Raw genomic sequence first — 20441 nt, 5'->3', positions numbered from 1 at the left:
CAACCTCTTTTGCGAATTATTTACTAATATTATACCACAAACGTTCGTTATAATCTTGTTTTGCTCCGCATTTTTACGCAAAAAAGGAAAGAAACTGTTTTCTTTCCTTTACGTTCTCAATGTCTAAAATGTCTCACGCTTGTGAAGACCATGGTCAAGCCATATTTGTCAGCAGCTTCGATAGATTCTTGGTCACGGACGGATCCACCTGGCTGGATGATGGCCTTGATACCTGTCTTAGCGATTTCTTCGATGTAGTATGAGAAATAAATACTCACTAATATCATTTAGTGATTTATTCCCATATACAATATTGGTTCAAATCCATTTTCTCTAGCATAATTATACCATGATAAAATTTTTAATCTTAATAATATAGAACGTATCTGTAAAAAGCTAAAACTATTATTTTTGACACTTTCATAAATAGATTTATTTGACTTATCAACAATCCATAGAACACTAGTCTTTTTTGAATCAATTGCACTATAAACTAAAGTTTTATCTAGAGAGTATTTTTTTATCAGATACTCAGCATTTCTCCTTTTATTTATCCTATCCCTTAATACTTGCATTGATAATATGGACTGTTCGAAACTATAAATTGATTTTGAAGTATTAAATCCCATTTTTACAGCAATTAATTCACCAGAGTCTTTATCAAACAAATCTCCAATTTCCACTGCTACTCCATTATAATACACATTCTTCTTATGAAACTGTTCGTATTTTGTCATTGTTGAGATTATTTCTGAAATAAACTTATTTTCATCCATATGAAAGCATTTTGAAGAAAAATTATGTTGCTGTGGCAACCTTAAAACTAATCCTTCAATCTCTCTCAATTGTATATCCAATAAAGATTTAAAGGATTCATTGAACGTGGACCATCTTCCAGAATCTAAAAAATATCGTTCCCCTTTATAATCAATTTCAGCATAAATGAGATTTTTCAAGTTTATTGTCTTTCTTTCCTCTGACAAAAAATTTATACGAATACTTTTAAGTTGATCAATTTTCTCCAAATTAGCAACAATAAATTCTCGTATGGAATTCAAATTATAATCAACTTGTTTTGTCGTACTTTTTTTATTCTTGAGTATGGATATGTCAATAGTTGAATCCCCTACAAATTCTATATTATCTCCTAAGGTCACTATTCTATTTAACGAAATATCACATTCTTCGTTTTTCTTCCCTTTTAATACTCTCAATAAATACTCATCTAATTCTTGATTTAGTTTATCGTGCAGAGGCAACAATTTAAAACGTGGAAATTCTTGATTAGGTTGACTTAATATCTGTTTATCAATTTCCTTAAAAATATTTATAAAATCATCAAAATCTTTTTGAGTCTCAAATTTATAATCTTTTGTAAGATGTACGGATATATTACATTTTAAATTTTTACCAAAAATAGTATTTTGAGGTTTTCCTTCTATGTTAAAATAAGCTTCGCTGGCTTGTGGAAAATCTGTTTGATTTGCTTTGTAGTTTAGCACTCCTCTTAATTTGTTTCTTTCTACATAACTAATGCCCTTTACATTAATTTCAGAAGGTTGTATAGAACGTTCCGCAAAATCTAAACCAAATTGTAAATCAGATAATGTTGCCACAAACCAGTGGCTCCTTCCTTGTGGAATAAGATAAAGCGACTTTGGTGTACCTATCATAATAATCGCATTATGATTTTGAAACGACTCTTCTACAAAATCTTCTCCATCAAAAATATTATTGATATCATGTAACCAACTCGTTGTTTCTTTTTTTTTACGTTGTACATAGATCTGTGCAACAAAACCCTTTCTATGAAATTCTTTCTTTACTTTCCGAACATCATTATATCCTTCACTACAAATTTTGCCCTTTAATTCTTTCCATTTTGCTATTTTGCTTAAACTAGGCGTTTCTACACGATAAATGTTTAGTCTCATAATTTTGGCCTTATTCTCTAACATCAAATAAAATATATTGTATTAACAATCTGTTAAATACCATAAATAACATTAACTATGTAAACTTGATTACCATTCATTCTTAATGTCTAAAATGTCGCACGCCTGTGAAGACCATAGTCAAGCCGTATTTGTCAGCAGCTTCGATAGACTCTTGGTCACGTACTGAGCCACCCGGCTGGATGATGGCCTTAATTCCTGCTTTAGCGATTTCTTCCACATTATCTGCAAATGGGAAGAAGGCATCTGAAGCAAGAACAGCGCCGTCAAGGCGGTCTTTAGCTTGGTCAATAGCGATACGGACTGAAGCCACACGATTGGTTTGACCTGGGCCAACACCAAGTGTCATGTGGTCATTCGTCACGATGATCCCGTTTGATTTGACGTACTTGATAGCTTTCCAAGCGAACTCAAGTGCAGTCGCTTCTGTCTCGGTTGGCTGGCGTTTGGTCACCACTTGCCAGTCAGCTGGGCTTTCTTTGACCACGTCTTGGTTTTGCACAAGAAGTCCACCTACCACACCTGTGTACTCTGCTTCCACTTCACTAGCATCTTGAGCATCAAATGGCAAGGCAAGGATACGCAAGTTTTTCTTTTTGTTGGTCAAAATGGCTAGCGCTTCATCCGTATAGCTCGGTGCGATGATGATTTCAAGGAAAACGCCGTGCATCTTCTCAGCAGTCGCAGCATCCACCTCACGGTTAAGGACGACAATTCCACCAAAGATAGACACTGGGTCAGACTCATAAGCGTAATTCCAAGCAGTTTCGATGTCGTCAGCTTGACCGATACCACACGGGTTCATGTGTTTCAAAGCCACAACGGTTGGACGGTCTTTGAAATCACGAATAATACGAATGGCCGCATCAGCATCACGAATGTTATTGAAGGACAATTCCTTACCGTTGAGCTGTTTTGCTGAAGCAATCGAGTAGTCAGTCGGCAAAGCTTTTTGGTAGAAGTCGGCATCTTGTTGAGGATTTTCACCGTAACGCATGGCTTGTTTGAGATCATAGGTCAAAGTGAGCTTTTCTGGTTTTGCTTCACCCACTTGAGCTGTGAAATACTCTGCAATCAAGGCATCATAAGCCGCTGTGTGACGGAAAACCTTGGCCGCTAACCGTTGGCGAGTTTCGTAAGTCGTTTCGCCATTAGCTGACAATTCTTCCAAAACCACAGCATAGTCAGCAGGATCTACCACAACCGTTACGCTAGCGTGGTTTTTAGCTGCTGAACGAAGCATGGATGGCCCACCGATATCGATGTTTTCAACGGCATCCGCATAGGTCACATCTGGTTTAAGAATTGTTTCCTTGAAAGGATAAAGATTGACCACTACAAGATCAATGAGCTCAATCTGATTGTCCTTAGCAGCCTCTAGATGGCTATCAAGATCACGACGAGCGAGGAGACCACCGTGGATATTTGGGTGAAGGGTCTTGACACGACCGTCCATCATTTCTGGGAAGCCCGTCACATCATCAATTGCAATGGTCTCCACCCCAGCATTGTCAAGGGCAACTTTGGTACCACCTGTTGAGATGATATCCCAACCAAGTTTTTTGAGTTCTTGGACAAATTCAACAATGCCCGCTTTGTCTGAGACGCTGATTAAGGCCTTTTTCGTCATTCTATTCCTCTTTCTTTAGATCCAAGCGCATAGCGACTTCGTTATTTTCTTCTATAAATCCTGTTTCCTGAAAACCCAGACTAGTCAACAGGTGCTTCATTTTTTCATTTCCAACCACATAATCTGCGGTAATATGACTGCAAGCTCTATCCATCTGAGCCTCTTTGATTAGAACTTCCAAGGCTTTTCGACCATAACCTCTTCCTTGGTACTGCTGACCAATCATTATCCGCCAGATAAAGTATTCCGCTTCATCCTTGTCTATTTCTAGCAGGAGAAAGCCAACCACTTGCTTATCCCAATAGATTGCCATCGGAAACACATCTTCGTTTTTCCGATAGAGCCATGCATCAGCTAAAGAGCGCACATTTGGAGCTACGAAACGTGCTCGTTCATCAGCTTCTGATATTTTCAAATCCAGCACTGCCTGAAAACTGCTCTCATCTACCAATTTCAGTTCAATCATTTTTTCTCCTAGCAAGATTGCGCAATCAAAACTTGATTTACCTCTTACCTTCTCTCCACTCCCAAGCTATCCAACACCTCTGGATACAACTTGTACTCTGCCTCATGAATGCGAGCTTCAAAGCTTTCGATGGTATCATCAGCTAGTCGTGGTACGCGTACTTGTTTGATGACCTTGCCTGTATCCACACCCGAATCCACCCAGTGAATGGTCACTCCAGACAGGTCTACGCCAGCATTCCAAGCGTCCTCAATCCCATGAGCTCCTGGAAATTCTGGTAGGTAGGCTGGATGAATGTTAATGATCCGACCCTCGTAAGCAGCGAGCAAAGTTGGCCCAACGATTTTCATGTAGCCTGCTAGACAAACCAAGTCAATCTGGTGTTCTTCCAAGAGTTCGACAAGAGCTGCTTCGTAGTCCGCCTTGTTCTCAAACTCCTTGAGTTCAAAAGCATAGGACAGAACGCCGAGCTTGTCTGCCCGCTCGAGCACATAGGCGTCACGATGGTCTGAAAAGACAAACTCAACCGGAAATTCTTCAGCAATCACCTGAAAGTTTGAGCCGTTACCAGAGGCAAAAACAGCTATTTTTTTCATTTGATGATGACACTTTCGTTTTCTTTCTTGACGATGCGACCAATTTCATAGACTGGTTCATCCAGTAATTCCTTGACACGGTCTACATTTTCAGGGCTAACTGCCAACATGAGGCCCACACCCATATTGAAGATTTCAAACATTTCTTCGTGTTTGATCTGACCGTATTTTTCAAGGGCTTTGAAGATTGGCAAAACTGGTACCTTGCTTTCCTCAATCTCAGCAGCCAAGTCAGTTGCAAACATACGAGGGACATTCTCGATAAATCCACCACCTGTGATGTGGGCAATCCCGTTGACCAACTCTTCCTTGATGAGTGGCAAGACAGCCTTGACATAGATACGAGTCGGCTCAAGAAGGACTTCCTTGAGTTTCTTGCCTTCCAATTCTGGCAAGACTTCTTCACCTGTGTAATCCACAAAAACACGACGTACAAGTGAGTAACCATTTGAGTGAATCCCACTTGAAGCAAGTCCGAGAAGAACATCACCTTCGGCTACTTTTGATCCGTCGATGATTTGAGATTTTTCTGCCACACCGACCGCAAATCCAGCCAAGTCGTAGTCATCTTCGCCGTACATACCAGGCATTTCAGCCGTTTCACCACCGATGAGGGCAGCACCAGCCTGCACACAGCCTTCTGCTACACCAGCGACTACTTGTTCTAGTTTAGCTGGTTCATTCTTCCCTGTCGCCACATAGTCGAGGAAATAGAGGGGCTCCGCACCTGCAGCGATGATATCATTGACACACATAGCTACACAGTCCTGCCCAATCGTGTCATGCTTTTCGTACTTGATAGCCAGCATAAGCTTGGTTCCGACACCGTCAGTCCCTGAAATCAAGACCGGTTCTTTGACACCTGTTTTTGAGAGGTCAAACATGCCACCAAAGCCACCAAGAGCTCCCATGACACCCGCACGCTCCGTGCGAGCCACATGCTTTTTGATCCGCTCAACAACTTCATAACCCGCTTCAACATCTACACCCGACTGGGCATACGCATTTTTATTTGCCATTTTATTTTTCCTTTTCTTTGAGAAGATTGCGACGTATTTTTAGATAAACAATTATTTTATCTAAAAATACTAGTCAGGGCTCTAGCTTTGGTCCCATAAGACAAAGCGTCTACTGACAAATGCTTTAGCTTTTAGTCAGTAGCGAGACGTGGAGCATAAGCATTTTTATTTGTCATCTTCTCTTCCTTTCCTTTCATGGAGAGTCTTTATCCGTCTATTTGTAAAAACTGGTCTTTTCATCCAAACTTCTACGATAGTCTTCCTCATAGTCGTAGAGAGGAGTTGGGTAGTCGCCGTCAAAGTAAGCGACACAAAGACCACCGTTTGGCGCATCTGTTTCGATGCCAATAGAATTAATCAAGCCATCAATCGAAAGATAGGTCAGGCTATCTGCGCCAATGATTTGGCGAGTTTCCTCGACCGTATGATTGGCCGCGATCAGCTCCTGACGCGTCTGGATATCAATCCCGTAAAAACATGGATAAGCTAGCGCTGGACTCCCAATAGCAACATGAACCTCAGACGCACCTGCTTCTTTCAAAAGCTGAACGATACGGCGAGAGGTCGTCCCGCGAACAATGGAATCATCAATCATCACCACACGTTTGCCTTTGACAACGCCCGAAACAGCAGACAGTTTCATCCGCACCCCTTGCTCCCGCAATTCTTGAGTCGGTTGGATAAAGGTGCGTTGGGTGTATTGGTTTTTGATGAGACCCATTTCATTTGGCAGACCTGATTCTTCTGCAAATCCCATAGCTGCGCTGAGCGAGGAATTTGGCACACCGACCACGATATCTGCTTCGTGCTTGAACTCACGCGCCAATTGAGCCCCCATACGTTTGCGAGCTGTATGGACATTAACACCATGGATATTAGAGTCAGGGCGGGCAAAATAGATATACTCCATAGAGCAAATCGCCAACTGGGTATCATTCGTATAGCTATCGTACTGAATCCCATTGTCATCCACAATCACAATTTCCCCTGGTTTCACATCACGAATCCACTCGGCACCAATAACTTCAAAAGCACAGGTTTCTGACGAAACCACCACCGCTCCGTTGGCCATTTTCCCAATAGAAAGTGGACGGAAACCATTAGGATCAAGCGCAGCAATCAACTTGTCCTCAAACAGCAGGATATAAGCAAATCCACCTTTGACAAGGCTGAGCGCCTCTTTGATTTTGCCCATCAAGTTCGGATTGTGACTCCGACGAATGAGGTGTGCCAAAATTTCCGAGTCCGAAGTTGAACTGAAAATTGCTCCTCTTTGTTCCAATTCTTTCTTGAGCGATTCAGCATTGGTCAAGTTTCCGTTGTGAGCAAGTCCAAACTGCATATCATGAAAGCGAAAGAGGAAGGGCTGGATGTTGTCAACAGAAGCTTCGCCAGCAGTCGCATAACGAACATGCCCAATCGCGCTCGCTCCAGTCAGTTTATCCAAATTAGCTGGATTTCTGAACACTTCTGATAAAAGCCCCATATCACGATGACGCTTCAATTTCCCTTGGTCATTGGAGAGGATTCCTGCCCCCTCCTGACCACGGTGCTGAAGACTGTGGAGTCCGAAATAGGTCAATTTGGCAGCATCTGGATGGCCCCATATACCAAAAACACCACATTCTTCATTAAGAGATTTTACTTCGTATGTCATTTTTTATACCTAATTTTTATATTTGCATCATTCCTTCAGTAGAGCCGAATGATACGGTAGAAGCTCGTTTCACTCGCAAAACAAACCTTTTACAATCATCAAGAGCTACATGGCTTTTACATTACTGATATTGTCTATCGGAAAAACCACAAATCTTACTTTCCAGTAAAGTATTTAACAGCCGACGCGAACAGGTGCTGGTCTTTATTTCCTGGGATGTTTTGGAAGAGACCGTCTTCATAACGTTCTGAGTGTCCCATTTTACCGATGATTTGACCATTCTTGCTGGTAATTCCTTCGATGGCATTTACCGAACCATTCGGATTGTACTTAGAATCCATACTTGGTTTGCCGTCAAAGTCAACGTATTGGCTAAAGATTTGACCATTGACACGGAGCTCTGCAAATTCCTCAGCCGTCACGACAAATTTCCCTTCACCGTGCGATACTGGAATGGCATGGATATCGCCCACTTGTACTCCAGCCAACCATGGTGAGTTGGTATTGGCAATTCGCGTTTCCACCATCTTAGCCACGTGCTGGTTGGCATCATTGTAGAAGAGGGTTGGACTAGTGCTGCTGGCATCTTCAAAGTTTCCGTATGGAAGAAGACCTGATTTGACGAGGGCTTGGAATCCATTACAGATACCGATAATCAAGCCACCACGAGCGATAAAGCCATCAATGGCTGCACGCACTTTTTCATTGAGCAAGATATTGACAATAAACTTAGCTGATCCATCCGGCTCATCCGCAGCTGAGAATCCACCTGCAAAGAAGAGAATGTTTGCCTTGCCGATATTGTCAACCATGGTTTCAACTGACTTGACAATTGCTTCTTCATTCAAGGTTACAAATGGCACCAAGTTAACCTCTGCACCTTCTTTTTCAAATGCCTTGGCTGAGTCATATTCTGAGTTGGTTCCTGGGAAGACTGGGATGTAAACCACCGGTTTTTCAATAGTTTCCTTGGCTTTGATGACTGCGTTAGAAGCGACAGCTGGCACTTCTTCCAATTCTTTAGCTTGTGCAAATTCAGTAGGGTAAACTTCTTCTAATTTTCCTTGGAAGGCACTGTCAAGTCTGTGTCCATCTAGCTTCACACCGTTGACAAGGAGTGTAAAGTCTGCGCTTGTTTGTCCAATCTTCTCTACTCCAGCAATTTCTTGAGGAGATGTGAAGACAAATCCACCCAATTGAGCTGTCAAGGCTGTTTCAAGTTCAGGCAAGTTCACCTCTGCACCGATATGGTTCCCAAAGGTAGCAAGAGCCAAGCTTTCAAGGACACCGCCATATTTGACAGCTGATGCAGATGTTACTTTGTGATCAGCTTGGATGGCTTCAAATTGAGCAAAATTAGACTTAATCAAGTCAAAATCAATCTCTGCAGCAAGAGCTTGACCTGGGATGTAGTAGATGTTTTCACCAACATTCTTGAACTCTGGAGAAAGCACCTTACGGCTATCTGCTGTTGTGACCCCAAAGGCGACCAAGGTTGGTGGTACGGTCAACTCTTCAAAGGTACCAGACATAGAGTCCTTACCACCGATAGATGGCAAGCCAAGTTGGATTTGTGCTTCGATAGAGCCTAGAAGAGCTGCTACTGGCTGACCGAAACGCTCTGCTTGCTTGTCCATCCGCTCGAAGTACTCTTGGTAAGAGAAACGAGCCTTGGACCAGTTGGCACCAGTAGCCACCAAACGAGCTGTCGCTTCGATAACTGCATAGGCAGCCCCGTGATATGGAGACCATTCTGCTAGATAAGGGTTGAACCCTTGAGCCATGACAGACGCAGTATTGGTCACCCCGTGCTGAACTGGCAATTTCTGGACAGATGCCTCAGTTGGTGTGAGTTGGTAGCGACCGCCAAGTGGGTGATTGACTGTAGAACGACCGACCGAACAGTCAAAGATGGTTTGCAAGCCTTTTTGACTTGCATGGTTCAAATCAGACAGAACTGCAAGGGTATCTGCTTCAAGTGTGTCAGCATTGGTTGTGCGTTCTTCTGGAAGTTTGGCATCCTTGTCCACAACCTTGGCATCAACGACTACGCGCACACCGTTTGTATCAAGGAAACGACGTTCCAAGTCAACAATCGTTTCACCATTCCAGTGCATGACAAGATTTGGTTTTTCAGTCACTGTTGCCACAACAACAGCGTCAATATTTTCTTTATTACATTCTGCAACGAAGGCATCTACGTCTTGAGGACGCACCACAACTGCCATCCGTTCTTGAGATTCAGAGATAGCAATTTCTGTACCATTCAAGCCTTGGTATTTCAGAGGAACCTTGTTAAGGTCAATTTCAAGACCATCTGCCAATTCACCGATAGCCACACAGACACCACCTGCTCCAAAGTCATTGGACTTCTTGATGAGACGAGTGACATCGCCATTACGGAAAAGGCGTTGGATCTTGCGCTCTTCGATGGCATTTCCTTTTTGAACCTCAGCACCGGCAGTCTCTACAGACTCAACTGTTTGAACCTTAGAAGATCCCGTTGCACCACCGACACCATCACGCCCAGTCTTACCACCTAGCAAGATAATCACGTCACCAGCTTCCGGTTTTTCACGGACAACGTTGCCCTTGGGAGCCGCACCAACAACTGCACCTAGCTCCATGCGTTTGGCTACAAAACCTGGGTGGAAGTATTCACGAACGTAAGTCGTCGCCAGACCAATTTGGTTCCCATACGAAGAATAACCATGAGCCGCTGTCTTCGAAATGACTTGTTGTGGCAATTTACCAGCGCGAGTTTCTGAAATCGGCGCTGTAATATCACCAGCACCTGAGATACGCATAGCTTGGTAAACATAAGAACGGCCTGACAATGGGTCACGAATGGCGCCACCGATACAAGTAGCCGCGCCACCAAATGGTTCAATTTCCGTTGGGTGGTTGTGGGTTTCGTTTTTGAACATGAGGAGCCAAGGTTCCTTGACACCATCAACGTCCACTTCGATTTCAACCGAGCAGGCATTGATTTCGTCAGACACTTCCATATCGTCCAAACGACCATTAGCACGCTCATAACGACCAAAAATAGTCGCCATATCCATCAAGGTTTGTGGCTTTTCAGACCGACCTAGTTCATCACGCATGGCAATATACTTGTCATAAGTCGCTTGCAATTGTTTTTGGAATTTAGAAGCTGAAAAATCAATGTTTTTCAACTCAGTCTCGAATGTTGTATGACGGCAGTGGTCAGACCAGTAGGTATCCAATACCTTGAGCTCAGTCTCAGTTGGCACGCGCCCAATTGACTTGAAGTAGTCTTGGATAAAGAGCAAATCATCTACTTCCATTGCCATTCCTTGTTCAGCCTTGTAGCGAGCAAAGTCTTCTGCCGTATAACTTTCAAAGAAAGTCAATTTAGGAATGGTCTTGTCTGACTCTGAAAATTCCTGCTTGGCAATCCCTGTCGTGATGTCCTTGAAACGAGAATCAACTGGGTTGAGCAGGTAGTTCTTGACCGCTTCCAACTCAGTCGCATCAATATCCTTATTGACCAAGTAAAGTTGGGCTGTGTTGACTGTTACATCACTTGAACTTCCCAGTAAAAGCAAGGCTTCCTGTGAAGAAGCTGCACGCTGGTCAAATTGACCAGGCAGGCTTTCAATGGCAAAGAAAGCATAGTTGGCAAGATCCGCTTGCACGGCCGCTTCGTCCAAGACATGATCCGTCACCTGCTCAGAGAAGATGTGCTTCTCTGCAGGTGCAAACAAGTCCTCTGCCAAATCAAAGACATCATAAACCTGTACAATGCGAATACTTTTTAAGGTTGACAGTCCCAAGTTGTGCTGGAGCTCTCTTACCAAACTCTCTGACTTGACCTGAAAATCAGCCTTTTTTTCAACAAAAATACGTTTATTCATCAATTCTTATTCCTTTATTTCAGCTCTTGCAATATTCCCAAACGAACTTGAGAGTCTTGCAAACAGATTATTTCAATTCCTGCAACTTTTCCCAGACAATCTCGTAAACGTCTGTCAGTTCACCTAGACCCCGATGGAGTGTAAAGGTCTGGGGGACCTTTACAGCCTGAGTCCTTACATCTGAAAGACGAAGGTTTTCCGTTAATAACAGCTTATTTCAAAGCCTGCAATTTCTCCCAAACAATCTCGTAAACGTCAGTCAATTCACCTAGTCCTCTACGGAAAACATCCTTATCCATGTGGTTGCCATCTGCATCCCACAAACGGCAGTTATCTGGTGAAAACTCGTCTGCCAAGATAATCTTGCCATCCTTGTCAAAACCAAACTCTAACTTAAAGTCAATCAATTTAAGGCCAATCTCAGCAAACCAAGCTTTCAAGAGCTCATTGATACGACGGGTTTCTTCTTTCAAGTAGGCAATCTGCTGGTCATCCGCAATTTTAAGGAATTTCACATGCTCGTCATTGATAAAGGGATCATCCAAATCATCATTTTTATAGTAAAATTCGACAATTGGAGTCTCAAATGCAATACCTTCTTCGACGCCAAAACGTTTTGAAAAGGAACCAGCCGTGTAGTTGCGGAGCACAACTTCCAAAGGAATAATCTCAACCTTTTTATTGAGTTGTTCCGTATCCGAAAGCTTCTCCACAAAATGAGTCGCTACACCAGCCGCATTTAATTTCTCAAAAATAAAAGATGAAATCTGATTATTTAACACTCCCTTGCCCGCAATCTGCTCCTTCTTGACACCGTTAAAAGCAGTTGCCTGGTCCTTGTAAGTTGAAATAATGAGATTTTCATCCTCAGTTGTATAGATATCCTTAGCTTTTCCCGAATAGATCAGTTGTTTTGACATTTTAAAGTTCGCCTTTCGTTTTACTTGAGCACATTCTACCACAAAAGCATGGAAAATTCAAGGTTTTTACGAATAAATAACATTTTCCTATTTTAAGCGTAAAGAAAAACTGCAAGATGAACTCTTCTTACAGTTTTAAAATCATTTATCCTCTGAAAAACACGAATATTACCCTTTATTCAAAAATTGATCCCAAAAATAACGGAGATAGCTTTTCTTTCCCGTAATCATCTGCAGGCGGCCTTCTAAACCATAGCGAAGTTTTTCAGCCTGCTCAGAAGTCAGATGGGTCTCCGCCTCAATTTTAAAGAAATTCCCTTTTTCAGTCTTTGTAGCTGTCGCATCGATACTTGTAATCGTAGAATCCAGGAAAATTTGATTCTTCGCATCATTAGTCGTAGTATAACGAACAGAGTCCCCAATCTTGACTCTAGCAACATCTTTTGAACTGAGATAAGCTGTGAGTTTGGTTTTCCCTTCTTTTTCCAAGGATGGGTAGAGTTGGGCTAGCAGGGTTCCTTCTGCGACCATCGTAGATTCACTAGTCTCAGGATTGAGGTGAAGCACCCCATCCTCACTTGCTGTAATCTTCCCTTTATCTAGGAGACCTCCCTGTACCTTCTTACCCGATTCCGCCTCCAAAATTTTCTGATCCAAAAGAGTTAATTCCTGACCGACTTTGACTAAGTGCTGAGATTTGAGCGATTCCAGTTGACTATCCAGTCCCGTTGCATGAGCCTGTTGAGCTCCAGAACCCGCATACTGTACACGATACGTAGCTAGACTGGACTCTAGCTGAGCAATTTGTGCATCCACTTGCGCAATAACTTGCGATTTAGCTTGCGGATCTTCTTCACCTTGATTTTTATAGGTCTGATAAAAAGAGTAGGCTGGATTCTGACTATCCAGTTGATCCCCTGTTTCAATCGCCGACTTAGCTGTTTTATAATCTCGAATTTTATCCTGTGTTTGACTGATAAGATTGCCAATCTCGGTCTGGCTCTGACTTGCTGCCGCATTTTGAGAAGATATGCTAGCATTTTGTTGAGAAACATTACTTCTTAGACTATTCGCTTGGCTGAGATAATCTCGAAACATCTCCTGGTAACCAAACTTATCTGCCTCTGGAAATTGATCACTCCCCTCTTTCAAACTGGATTGCAAATACCCCAACTGCTTTTTTTGATCCTTTAACATCTCCAATTGACTGGCATATGCCTCAACCTGGACAGCCTCCGCCCCTTGCTGGTACTGAACGAGGAGTTCCCCCTGCTTGACTAGTTTGTTTTCTTCTAGATAATTGGCCACGATGAGTTGATTGCTAGTCGACTGGATATTAGCAATGATCCGACTAGGTTCAACAGTCGCTCTGGTAGACAAACTAATCTCCTTCTCTGCAAAAACTGCAAATCCCAGTAAAAACACGAGCAGAAGTGACATAGGTAAAATCACCCGACTGGAAAAATTATGGTAACGACGATTATAAAACTCCGCACTTTCTAAAAATTCTGGTTTCATCTTCTCCTCTTTCTAGCTATTGACCAAATGGGCATAAAAGCCATTCTGTGCAAGCAAGTCTGCATGGGTACCTTCTTCGACAATCCTGCCCTGATTCAAAACAACAACCTTCTCTGTCCGCTCAGCGATGGTCAAGCGGTGGGCGATGAAAATCAAGGTCTTGTCCAAAGCCATAAGATTATCCACGATCCGCTTCTCTGTCAAAATATCCAAACTACTAGTTGCCTCATCCAAAATCAAGACCGGCGCATCCGTCAAGAGAGCACGCGCCAGAGCGATTCTCTGCCGTTGCCCACCAGAAATTCCAGCCCCATCCGAAGTTAATTCTGTCTGGTAATTCAGTGGCATGCGCTCAATATCCTCCCGAATCTCTGCCAACTCGACTGCTCGTAAGATATCTTCCTGAGTCGTCCCCTCCTTGGCTCCAAGGAGAAGATTCTCCAAAATCGTTCCGTTAAAGACATAGGGCTGTTGAGGTAGATAGTTGATATACTGGCGCAGGGCCTTTTTATCAATCTGATTGAGATTGACACCACCTAGACTAATCTCTCCCTGACTTGGATCGTAAAAATTAACCATCATCTTTGCCAAGGTGGTCTTTCCTGACCCCGAAATCCCCACAAAAGCCATCTTAGACCCTTGCGGAATGGTCAAATTGATATCCGACAAGACGTCACGACCATAGCCATACTTATAGTGAACCTGCTTGAAGGTCATCTCTCCCTTCATCATGCTCAGATCTTCTACCGTTTTCTTCTCCTCAAACTCCGAAGCTACTAGATACACTTCGTTTAGACGGTTATTGGCGACCTGCGCTGTCTGAAGTTTGGTTTGCAGGTTGATGATATTTTCCAAAGGATTGGTAAAGTAAACAAGCAAGGTATTATAGGTAATCAGCTGGCCCAAACTCATTTTCCCATCCATGACAAGAACTGCTCCCAGCCAGAGAACGGCAACATTGAGCAGGAGCTGGGCAACTTTTTTCAGAGCCTTTTGCTGGCTTTCTGCCCGACTATAGGTAAAAGATTTTTTCAGATAAGCCACAAATTCCTTATCAATCTTTTGATAGCGCGAACTCTCACTGGTCAAAGACTTGATAGTCTCAATACCGTTGATGTCCTCGATGATAGAGGAAGACAGAACTGCATTGGCTTCCATGGTATCCCGATTCATCTTTTCAAAAGGCTTCATAAAAGCAAAGATAATCACTGTATAGATGGGAAGCGCAAGCAGACTAATGAAAAAGAGTGTCATATTTTGTGAAAACAAGACAAGCGAGATAATCAAAATCGTTGACACATCTAGGAAAATCGACAGAATGGTCGACGCCAGCGCATCGATAATACTGTTGGCATCTGTAAAACGAGACACGATTTCTCCTGTCCTCCGTGTCGCAAAAAAGGACATCGGCAGGTGAAAAACATGCTTGATGTAGGACAAAATCACATCGATGGACAACCGTTGTCCCAGAACAAGTAAAAGGTATTCCTGCGCATAGGACAAAATCTGCTGGAGAATATAGACGATGACTAGTCCTATTGAGATGATACCCAGCGTCGAACGCATCTGGTCTGGTACGTAACTATCAATGATGGACTGAAGATAGTAGGAACCCACGATATTGATAAAGGTCACCAAGAGTGTCGCTAGGACGATATTGGTAATCAAGCCACGCTGTTTGAGTAAGATTGGCAAGAAGGATAGGAGCCCCTGTTTTTTCTCCTTATGAGGTTTGTAGTCCGGTGATGGTGCCATAAAAATACTAACCCCTGTCCACTCTTGCGCAAATCGCTCACGGGAAATCTTGGTCAGCTTGATACCAGGATCTGGATCAGCGATATGAATGTGCTTTTTATCCTGACCTATCACCACATAGTAGTGGAGCAACTTCCCTTCCTTGAGCACATGAGCCACAAAAGGAAAGGTCAAATCTGGCAAATCAAAGAGCGTCATATCCGCCTTGATAGCCCGCGTCTCAAACCCAATCTCCTCTGCTACCTTTACAAGTCCCAAAGCGGTCGTCCCATCCATGGTCGTCTTGGCTAACTCTCGTAGATGAGCCAAGGAGTAATAACTACCGTAGTAGCCAAAGACCATAGCCAAGGAAGCCACGCCACAATCCATCTGATCCACCTGGGGACGATAGTGCCTTTTCCCAAATTTCATATCCATCTCCTTTTTCTAATAATCTCTTTAAAAATTTGTAAGATTATTTTAACCAAATAAGGATAAAAACAGGAAAATATTCCTAAATAAACCATTTTCGCGCCTAAAACGCACTTTAGAAAGCATAAACTATCATTTAAATGTAAAAAGCAGAACAAAAGTTCTGCCTGCTTAAAGTAACCGTTAAAAAATGAATGCCTAGAAATAAACTATTCTGAAATGATATTCTCTTTACTTCTATAAAGTGAGATAAATGTCATCAAAAATAATGAAATCGTAGGTATATCAAAACATTCAAACCACGTAGGTAGATTTATTTTGTTTACATCAGCCACAATTCTAATCATTAGATAAGTTATAGAGCTAAACAATACAATAAACTCTGGCCAAGCTTTTTGTAGTAATTGAACGACTTTCATCTCCAACTCCAATCTGACATTCCATCAATTCTCAATCGTACTTTCTGTTGTTTTTTGCTTGTATTCTCCATAAAACAGACCAAGCAGAATCGGATAGATTTCTGGATAAAACAGAGTATTGATCGGATTTTTCATAATCAAATACGTTGCGATATAAAGAATAATCGATACGACAAAATACCCCTCAGCAAATCCTAATAAGATTTTTTTCATAGCAGACTCCTATTTACCTGAAAAGAGTGCTCGAGTTGTTAAAATAGCTCCACCTGTATATACAAAACCTTTTACAAAACCAACTGCCACAGGGATAAGAAGGGGAAAGGCTCCCCCTTGAATTTCCTGCAAGTCCGTATCAGTCATTGTTTCAAATTTTAAAATAGATTTTTCCATATCATCTCCTCCTTCTATTACCATCTACCCGTCACATAATTATAACCTGCAATTCCTGCTGCAGTAATTCCACCAGCAATTTTAGCTGCTGTCACAGGATTAGCAATCACCCAAGCTACAATCGGCCATGCTCCCCCATTCACATCCGTCAACTCTTCTTCCGTAAGAGCTACAAAGTTCTGTTCCATGTTGTCAAAATTTGTCATTTGTTTTCTCCTTATTTTTTCTATATATTTAATCTTTAACCTCTAAGCCACTTAAATAGCCAGATTGGGTAAATTACTGAAATCATTTTCTTCTCTCCTTCCTTTTCTTCTCACTTATCTATTCGAGAAGTAATTTAAAATGAACAGGTAAATTTCATTTATTTTAAATACCATTTGATCAACCATGGCAATAAGATTGGTAAATACATCGCGTAATCTCCTTCCCTTTTTCCTTACCTATTTATTCGAAAAACAATTCGAAAATAAACAATTCATTCATTTTTATTTTAAAAACCACTTAATGAACCACAGATAAAAACCAGTCACATACATAAATGTTCCTCCTTTTTCTTTCTCATCTCTTCATTCGCAATTTCTACTAAAAGTTTCTCTTTTTTCTGCAAATAAAAAACAACATGACTTGCATGTTGCTTTTGGCTATTTTTTATCTTTAATAATCGCTACTACATCCGCTACACTTTGAAGTTGATCGATTTCCTCATCAGTGATTTCGATACCAAATTCATCTTCTAGTGTCAAGACAAACTCCATCAAGTCCACTGAGTCCGCATCTAGATCGTCTTTCAAACTTAAGGCTTCTGTTACGGCAAAGTCTTCTCCCTGTCTCTCTTGGATAATGGTTACAATACGGTCAAAAATTTCTTTTTCTGTCATCTTTTTTATTCTCCTGAAAATTCACGCGCAGTTTGAGCAACTACGTCTGTTTCTAGCATGGTACGAATCTGACGAATCGTACTGTACACAGCCTTGGCATCACTTGAGCCATGAGTTTTTACAACTGGCGCCTTGACGCCAAACAAGACTGCTCCTCCAACATCTGAATAGTTGAGCTGTGTCTTCAACCCCTTAAGACTATCCTTGAGAAGTAGAGCACCTAGCTTCGCTCGAAGACCACCACCTGTAATAGCTGTCTTGAGCAAGCCCATAATTCCCATGGCTGTCCCTTCAATGGATTTGAGAACAGCGTTTCCCGTGAAACCATCTGTTACGACAACATCCGCAACGCCATTCATCAGATCACGCGCTTCCACGTTTCCGACAAAGTTCAAACTTTCATCAGCTACTAGCAAGTCGTATGTTTCCTTACGAAGCGGATCTCCCTTGCTGCTTTCTGTTCCATTGTTGAGCAAACCAACACGTGGTTTCGAAACCCCACGAACATTTTTCGCATAGAAGGAACCTAAAACAGCGTATTGGTGCAGATGATGGGCTGTATTTTCTGCATTGGCACCGAGATCTAGCATATCAAAGCCTTTTCCATCGATGGTCGGCAAGGTAGACATGAGTCCTGGACGATCGATATTTTTGATACGACCCACAATAAAGAATCCTGCAGCCAACAAGGCACCTGTGTTCCCAGCTGAGAGGACGGCGTCTGCTTCTCCCTCTTTGACTGCCTTGGCTGCTAATACCATGCTGGCATTTTTCTTCTTACGGATAGCTTTTGTCGGCTCATCGTCTGAATTAATTTTCTCATCCGTATGGATGATGCTAACGCGCTCTGTCGCTGTTAGATATTGCTTGATCTTGCTTTCATCTCCATAGAGTTGAATCTCAATATCTGAAAAGTCAGCAAGGGCTTGGTTGACACCCTCAACGATGGCTTGAGGTGCGTAATCGCCCCCCATAGCATCTACTGCGATTTTTTTCATTTGTTTTCCTCTTTTAGTAATTGTCCCCAGTCTGCTAGGGAATCAATGAATTTCTTTGATTTAAGGTGAATCCCAACGTACTCTTCGTAGAGTTGATCCATAAACTTGCGTAGCTCTTGCTTGATTTCTGCCTTAAGAGAAATGGTCTCCAAGGTTTCAAAATCAATGGCTTGAAATTGATTGAGCAGATAAGGGATATTGGGATTTAGATGACAACGTCTCTCATCCTCATGATAATGCTCTGGGCAGAGGCAGGCTCCATATTTGAAAGAAAAGTCAAAGGCCTGACCGACCCGATGGCAAAAGACACACTCATTAAAATTAAGGCTGATTCCAAATCGAGTCAAGATTTGAATTTCAAAAATATTGGTTAAAACCTGATAATCTATCCCTGCTTCCATCAACTCCAGAGTCTTCCTCAAGAAAGCAAACAAGGGAGCATCCTGCTGATTATCCTGCAAACTAGCATCTGCAAGAGCTGCCACATAGGTAGCATAGGCCATGACAAAGAGATCACTATTAATCTTTGGAAAGGTCATCACCTCATGGTAGTCCTCGATGTAGCTAAGCCCATCATCATTGATGCGCAAGAGAAATCGTGCCAACACCAAAGGCTGAATAACAGGAGCTAGTTTGGACTGGCCAGCGTGTTTGACGAAAAACATGCGCTTGCCCGCCTGCTCGGTAAAGATCTTGACTAGCTTGTCATCTTCACGAAAGTTACGATTGTAGAGTACGAGACCTTGACTCGTGATAGACTGAATCATGCTTCTCTCATGTACTCCTCAAGTCGTTTCATGGCCTCTCTGATTGTTTCCATGCTGGCTGCATAAGACAGACGCACATAGCCTTCTCCGTAACGTCCAAAGGCTGCACCAGGGATAAAGGCAACCGCCTTCTTATAGGCAAAATCCTTCAGAAAAGCAAAGGAGTCTTGATTGTAGCCCGCTGGAATCTTAGCAAAGATATAGAAGGCACCGTCTGGTTTGATAATTTCAAAACCAAGAGCAGTCATCTTTGCGATGATATAATCTCGACGCTGGATGTATTCCTTCTTCATAGGCTCTGCGTCGTTTTTACCAGCGGTCAAAGCCTCCACCGCAGCATGCTGAGCCATAGTGTTTGCGGCAGTTACCAAGTACTGGTGACTCTTGATGAGTTGAGCTGTGAAGTTTGCTGGTGCTAAGATAAAACCTAAACGCCAACCAGTCATGGCATGCGATTTAGACAAGCCATTGATAATAATAGCCTGGTCTCTCAGCATAGTTCCCAGAGATACATGGGCTTCGCCTGTATAGGTTAATTCTGAGTAAACCTCATCACAGACAACAAAAATCTCATACTTGCGTAAAACGTCTGCCAAGGCTTCCAACTGCTCCCGACTATAGGTAATTCCTGTCGGATTGGCTGGATAGTTGAGAATGACAGCTTTGAGCTTGTCACCCTGCTCCAAAATGGCCTTTTCCAACATCTCAGGGGTCAAAACAAAACCATTTTCAGTTGTATCAATCTCGACAATCTCTGCCCCAACCAGATTGACAATCGGTTCATAGCCTGGATAGGCAGGAGCTGGCAAGAGCACCTTGTCTCCCTCTTCCAAAATAGCTGTCAAAGTAGCAGATAAAGCCTCTGTCGCCCCAATTGTAACCAAAATTTCATTTTCAGGATTATAATCTAGCTGGTATTTTTCTTTTACAAAGTCGCTAGCAGCCTGGCGCAAGGTCAGTAAACCGCTCATCCCTGTATAGTAGGATTGGTTCTGGTCAATGGCTCGCTTGGCTGCCTCCTTGACATGATCTGGCGTTGTAAAATCAGGTTCCCCCAAGGTCAAACGCAAGACCCCAGGAATCTCCGAAATAGCCTGATCAAACTGGCGAATCAAGGAAACTTGAATCTTGTCTAACTGTTTATTAAAGCGCTTGGTTAAGTCCATAGATATCCCCCT

Annotated in this window: 19 protein-coding genes and 1 pseudogene; all 20 read right to left on the bottom strand. The window is 42.5% G+C overall.

From position 1 onward, the window contains the following. Positions 1-116 precede the first annotated feature (116 nt). Complete coding sequence (locus FD735_RS00265) at positions 117-287, bottom strand: hypothetical protein (RefSeq protein ID WP_255296288.1); 171 nt, start codon at positions 285-287, stop codon at positions 117-119. Then, positions 288-1958 carry a DUF6119 family protein gene (locus FD735_RS00260; RefSeq protein ID WP_139658208.1) on the bottom strand — a complete coding sequence of 557 codons (1671 nt, stop codon included), beginning with the start codon at positions 1956-1958 and terminating at the stop codon, positions 288-290. It abuts the gene before it with no gap. A 79-nt stretch (positions 1959-2037) separates the two neighbouring features. Further along, complete coding sequence (gene purH / locus FD735_RS00255; protein WP_061428549.1) at positions 2038-3585, bottom strand: bifunctional phosphoribosylaminoimidazolecarboxamide formyltransferase/IMP cyclohydrolase; 1548 nt, start codon at positions 3583-3585, stop codon at positions 2038-2040. Position 3586: 1 nt separating this feature from the next. Continuing rightward, on the bottom strand, positions 3587-4051 hold the full coding sequence (locus FD735_RS00250; RefSeq protein WP_000571268.1) for a GNAT family N-acetyltransferase: 465 nt from the start codon (positions 4049-4051) through the stop codon (positions 3587-3589). A gap of 44 nt (positions 4052-4095) precedes the next feature. Continuing rightward, on the bottom strand, positions 4096-4647 hold the full coding sequence (gene purN, locus FD735_RS00245) for a phosphoribosylglycinamide formyltransferase (protein WP_049490119.1): 552 nt from the start codon (positions 4645-4647) through the stop codon (positions 4096-4098). Further along, entirely contained in the window at positions 4644-5666 is a 1023-nt protein-coding gene (gene purM / locus FD735_RS00240; protein WP_049506272.1) for a phosphoribosylformylglycinamidine cyclo-ligase, read from the bottom strand. The genes purN and purM overlap by 4 nt, the downstream gene beginning before the upstream one ends. Positions 5667-5880: 214 nt before the next feature. Continuing rightward, on the bottom strand, positions 5881-7323 hold the full coding sequence (gene purF / locus FD735_RS00235; RefSeq protein ID WP_139658207.1) for an amidophosphoribosyltransferase: 1443 nt from the start codon (positions 7321-7323) through the stop codon (positions 5881-5883). Between the two features lie 155 nt (positions 7324-7478). Next, positions 7479-11204, bottom strand: coding sequence for a phosphoribosylformylglycinamidine synthase (locus FD735_RS00230; protein ID WP_139658206.1), 3726 nt, complete (start codon positions 11202-11204; stop codon positions 7479-7481). A 67-nt stretch (positions 11205-11271) separates the two neighbouring features. Next, a pseudogene (locus tag FD735_RS09860) lies at positions 11272-11337 on the bottom strand (phosphoribosylaminoimidazolesuccinocarboxamide synthase); the annotation flags it as partial. A gap of 79 nt (positions 11338-11416) precedes the next feature. Further along, positions 11417-12124 carry a phosphoribosylaminoimidazolesuccinocarboxamide synthase gene (purC, locus tag FD735_RS00220; protein ID WP_139658205.1) on the bottom strand — a complete coding sequence of 236 codons (708 nt, stop codon included), beginning with the start codon at positions 12122-12124 and terminating at the stop codon, positions 11417-11419. Positions 12125-12292: 168 nt separating this feature from the next. After that, complete coding sequence (comB, locus tag FD735_RS00215; protein WP_139658204.1) at positions 12293-13642, bottom strand: competence pheromone export protein ComB; 1350 nt, start codon at positions 13640-13642, stop codon at positions 12293-12295. 12 nt (positions 13643-13654) lie between these two features. Beyond that, positions 13655-15808, bottom strand: coding sequence for a peptide cleavage/export ABC transporter ComA (comA, locus tag FD735_RS00210; protein WP_125414668.1), 2154 nt, complete (start codon positions 15806-15808; stop codon positions 13655-13657). 209 nt (positions 15809-16017) lie between these two features. After that, positions 16018-16227 (bottom strand): bacteriocin immunity protein, encoded by a 210-nt coding sequence (locus FD735_RS00205; protein ID WP_125414669.1) that lies wholly within the window; start codon positions 16225-16227, stop codon positions 16018-16020. A 24-nt stretch (positions 16228-16251) separates the two neighbouring features. Next, on the bottom strand, positions 16252-16440 hold the full coding sequence (locus FD735_RS00200; protein WP_139658203.1) for a hypothetical protein: 189 nt from the start codon (positions 16438-16440) through the stop codon (positions 16252-16254). Between the two features lie 9 nt (positions 16441-16449). After that, the gene (locus FD735_RS00195) at positions 16450-16617 is read right to left on the bottom strand and encodes a bacteriocin (protein WP_000415691.1); all 168 of its coding nucleotides are present in this window, start codon (positions 16615-16617) and stop codon (positions 16450-16452) included. Positions 16618-16634: 17 nt separating this feature from the next. Continuing rightward, on the bottom strand, positions 16635-16823 hold the full coding sequence (locus FD735_RS00190; RefSeq protein WP_049501355.1) for a class IIb bacteriocin, lactobin A/cerein 7B family: 189 nt from the start codon (positions 16821-16823) through the stop codon (positions 16635-16637). A gap of 438 nt (positions 16824-17261) precedes the next feature. Then, a complete protein-coding gene (locus FD735_RS00185) occupies positions 17262-17498 on the bottom strand; it encodes an acyl carrier protein (protein WP_000136435.1) in 237 nt (78 codons plus the stop codon). Between the two features lie 5 nt (positions 17499-17503). Continuing rightward, on the bottom strand, positions 17504-18496 hold the full coding sequence (gene plsX / locus FD735_RS00180) for a phosphate acyltransferase PlsX (protein ID WP_139658202.1): 993 nt from the start codon (positions 18494-18496) through the stop codon (positions 17504-17506). Beyond that, positions 18493-19263 (bottom strand): DNA repair protein RecO, encoded by a 771-nt coding sequence (recO, locus tag FD735_RS00175; protein ID WP_000616143.1) that lies wholly within the window; start codon positions 19261-19263, stop codon positions 18493-18495. Before recO ends, plsX begins: the two co-directional genes overlap by 4 nt. Next, entirely contained in the window at positions 19260-20429 is a 1170-nt protein-coding gene (locus FD735_RS00170) for a pyridoxal phosphate-dependent aminotransferase (RefSeq protein ID WP_139658201.1), read from the bottom strand. The genes recO and FD735_RS00170 overlap by 4 nt, the downstream gene beginning before the upstream one ends. Positions 20430-20441: the final 12 nt, after the last annotated feature.

This window comes from Streptococcus sp. 1643 (genome assembly GCF_006228325.1).
Taxonomy (GTDB): domain Bacteria; phylum Bacillota; class Bacilli; order Lactobacillales; family Streptococcaceae; genus Streptococcus.
Note: the sequence above shows the minus strand (reverse complement) of the source record. Positions and strands in the feature narration are given on the sequence as shown.

Coding starts and splice junctions, on each gene's coding strand:
- FD735_RS00265 (WP_255296288.1), bottom strand. CDS start 287: ATGATATTAGTGAGTATTTATTTCTCATACTACATCGAAGAAATCGCT.
- FD735_RS00260 (WP_139658208.1), bottom strand. CDS start 1,958: ATGTTAGAGAATAAGGCCAAAATTATGAGACTAAACATTTATCGTGTA.
- purH (WP_061428549.1), bottom strand. CDS start 3,585: ATGACGAAAAAGGCCTTAATCAGCGTCTCAGACAAAGCGGGCATTGTT.
- FD735_RS00250 (WP_000571268.1), bottom strand. CDS start 4,051: ATGATTGAACTGAAATTGGTAGATGAGAGCAGTTTTCAGGCAGTGCTG.
- purN (WP_049490119.1), bottom strand. CDS start 4,647: ATGAAAAAAATAGCTGTTTTTGCCTCTGGTAACGGCTCAAACTTTCAG.
- purM (WP_049506272.1), bottom strand. CDS start 5,666: ATGGCAAATAAAAATGCGTATGCCCAGTCGGGTGTAGATGTTGAAGCG.
- purF (WP_139658207.1), bottom strand. CDS start 7,323: ATGACATACGAAGTAAAATCTCTTAATGAAGAATGTGGTGTTTTTGGT.
- FD735_RS00230 (WP_139658206.1), bottom strand. CDS start 11,204: ATGAATAAACGTATTTTTGTTGAAAAAAAGGCTGATTTTCAGGTCAAG.
- purC (WP_139658205.1), bottom strand. CDS start 12,124: ATGTCAAAACAACTGATCTATTCGGGAAAAGCTAAGGATATCTATACA.
- comB (WP_139658204.1), bottom strand. CDS start 13,642: ATGAAACCAGAATTTTTAGAAAGTGCGGAGTTTTATAATCGTCGTTAC.
- comA (WP_125414668.1), bottom strand. CDS start 15,808: ATGAAATTTGGGAAAAGGCACTATCGTCCCCAGGTGGATCAGATGGAT.
- FD735_RS00205 (WP_125414669.1), bottom strand. CDS start 16,227: ATGAAAGTCGTTCAATTACTACAAAAAGCTTGGCCAGAGTTTATTGTA.
- FD735_RS00200 (WP_139658203.1), bottom strand. CDS start 16,440: ATGAAAAAAATCTTATTAGGATTTGCTGAGGGGTATTTTGTCGTATCG.
- FD735_RS00195 (WP_000415691.1), bottom strand. CDS start 16,617: ATGGAAAAATCTATTTTAAAATTTGAAACAATGACTGATACGGACTTG.
- FD735_RS00190 (WP_049501355.1), bottom strand. CDS start 16,823: ATGACAAATTTTGACAACATGGAACAGAACTTTGTAGCTCTTACGGAA.
- FD735_RS00185 (WP_000136435.1), bottom strand. CDS start 17,498: ATGACAGAAAAAGAAATTTTTGACCGTATTGTAACCATTATCCAAGAG.
- plsX (WP_139658202.1), bottom strand. CDS start 18,496: ATGAAAAAAATCGCAGTAGATGCTATGGGGGGCGATTACGCACCTCAA.
- recO (WP_000616143.1), bottom strand. CDS start 19,263: ATGATTCAGTCTATCACGAGTCAAGGTCTCGTACTCTACAATCGTAAC.
- FD735_RS00170 (WP_139658201.1), bottom strand. CDS start 20,429: ATGGACTTAACCAAGCGCTTTAATAAACAGTTAGACAAGATTCAAGTT.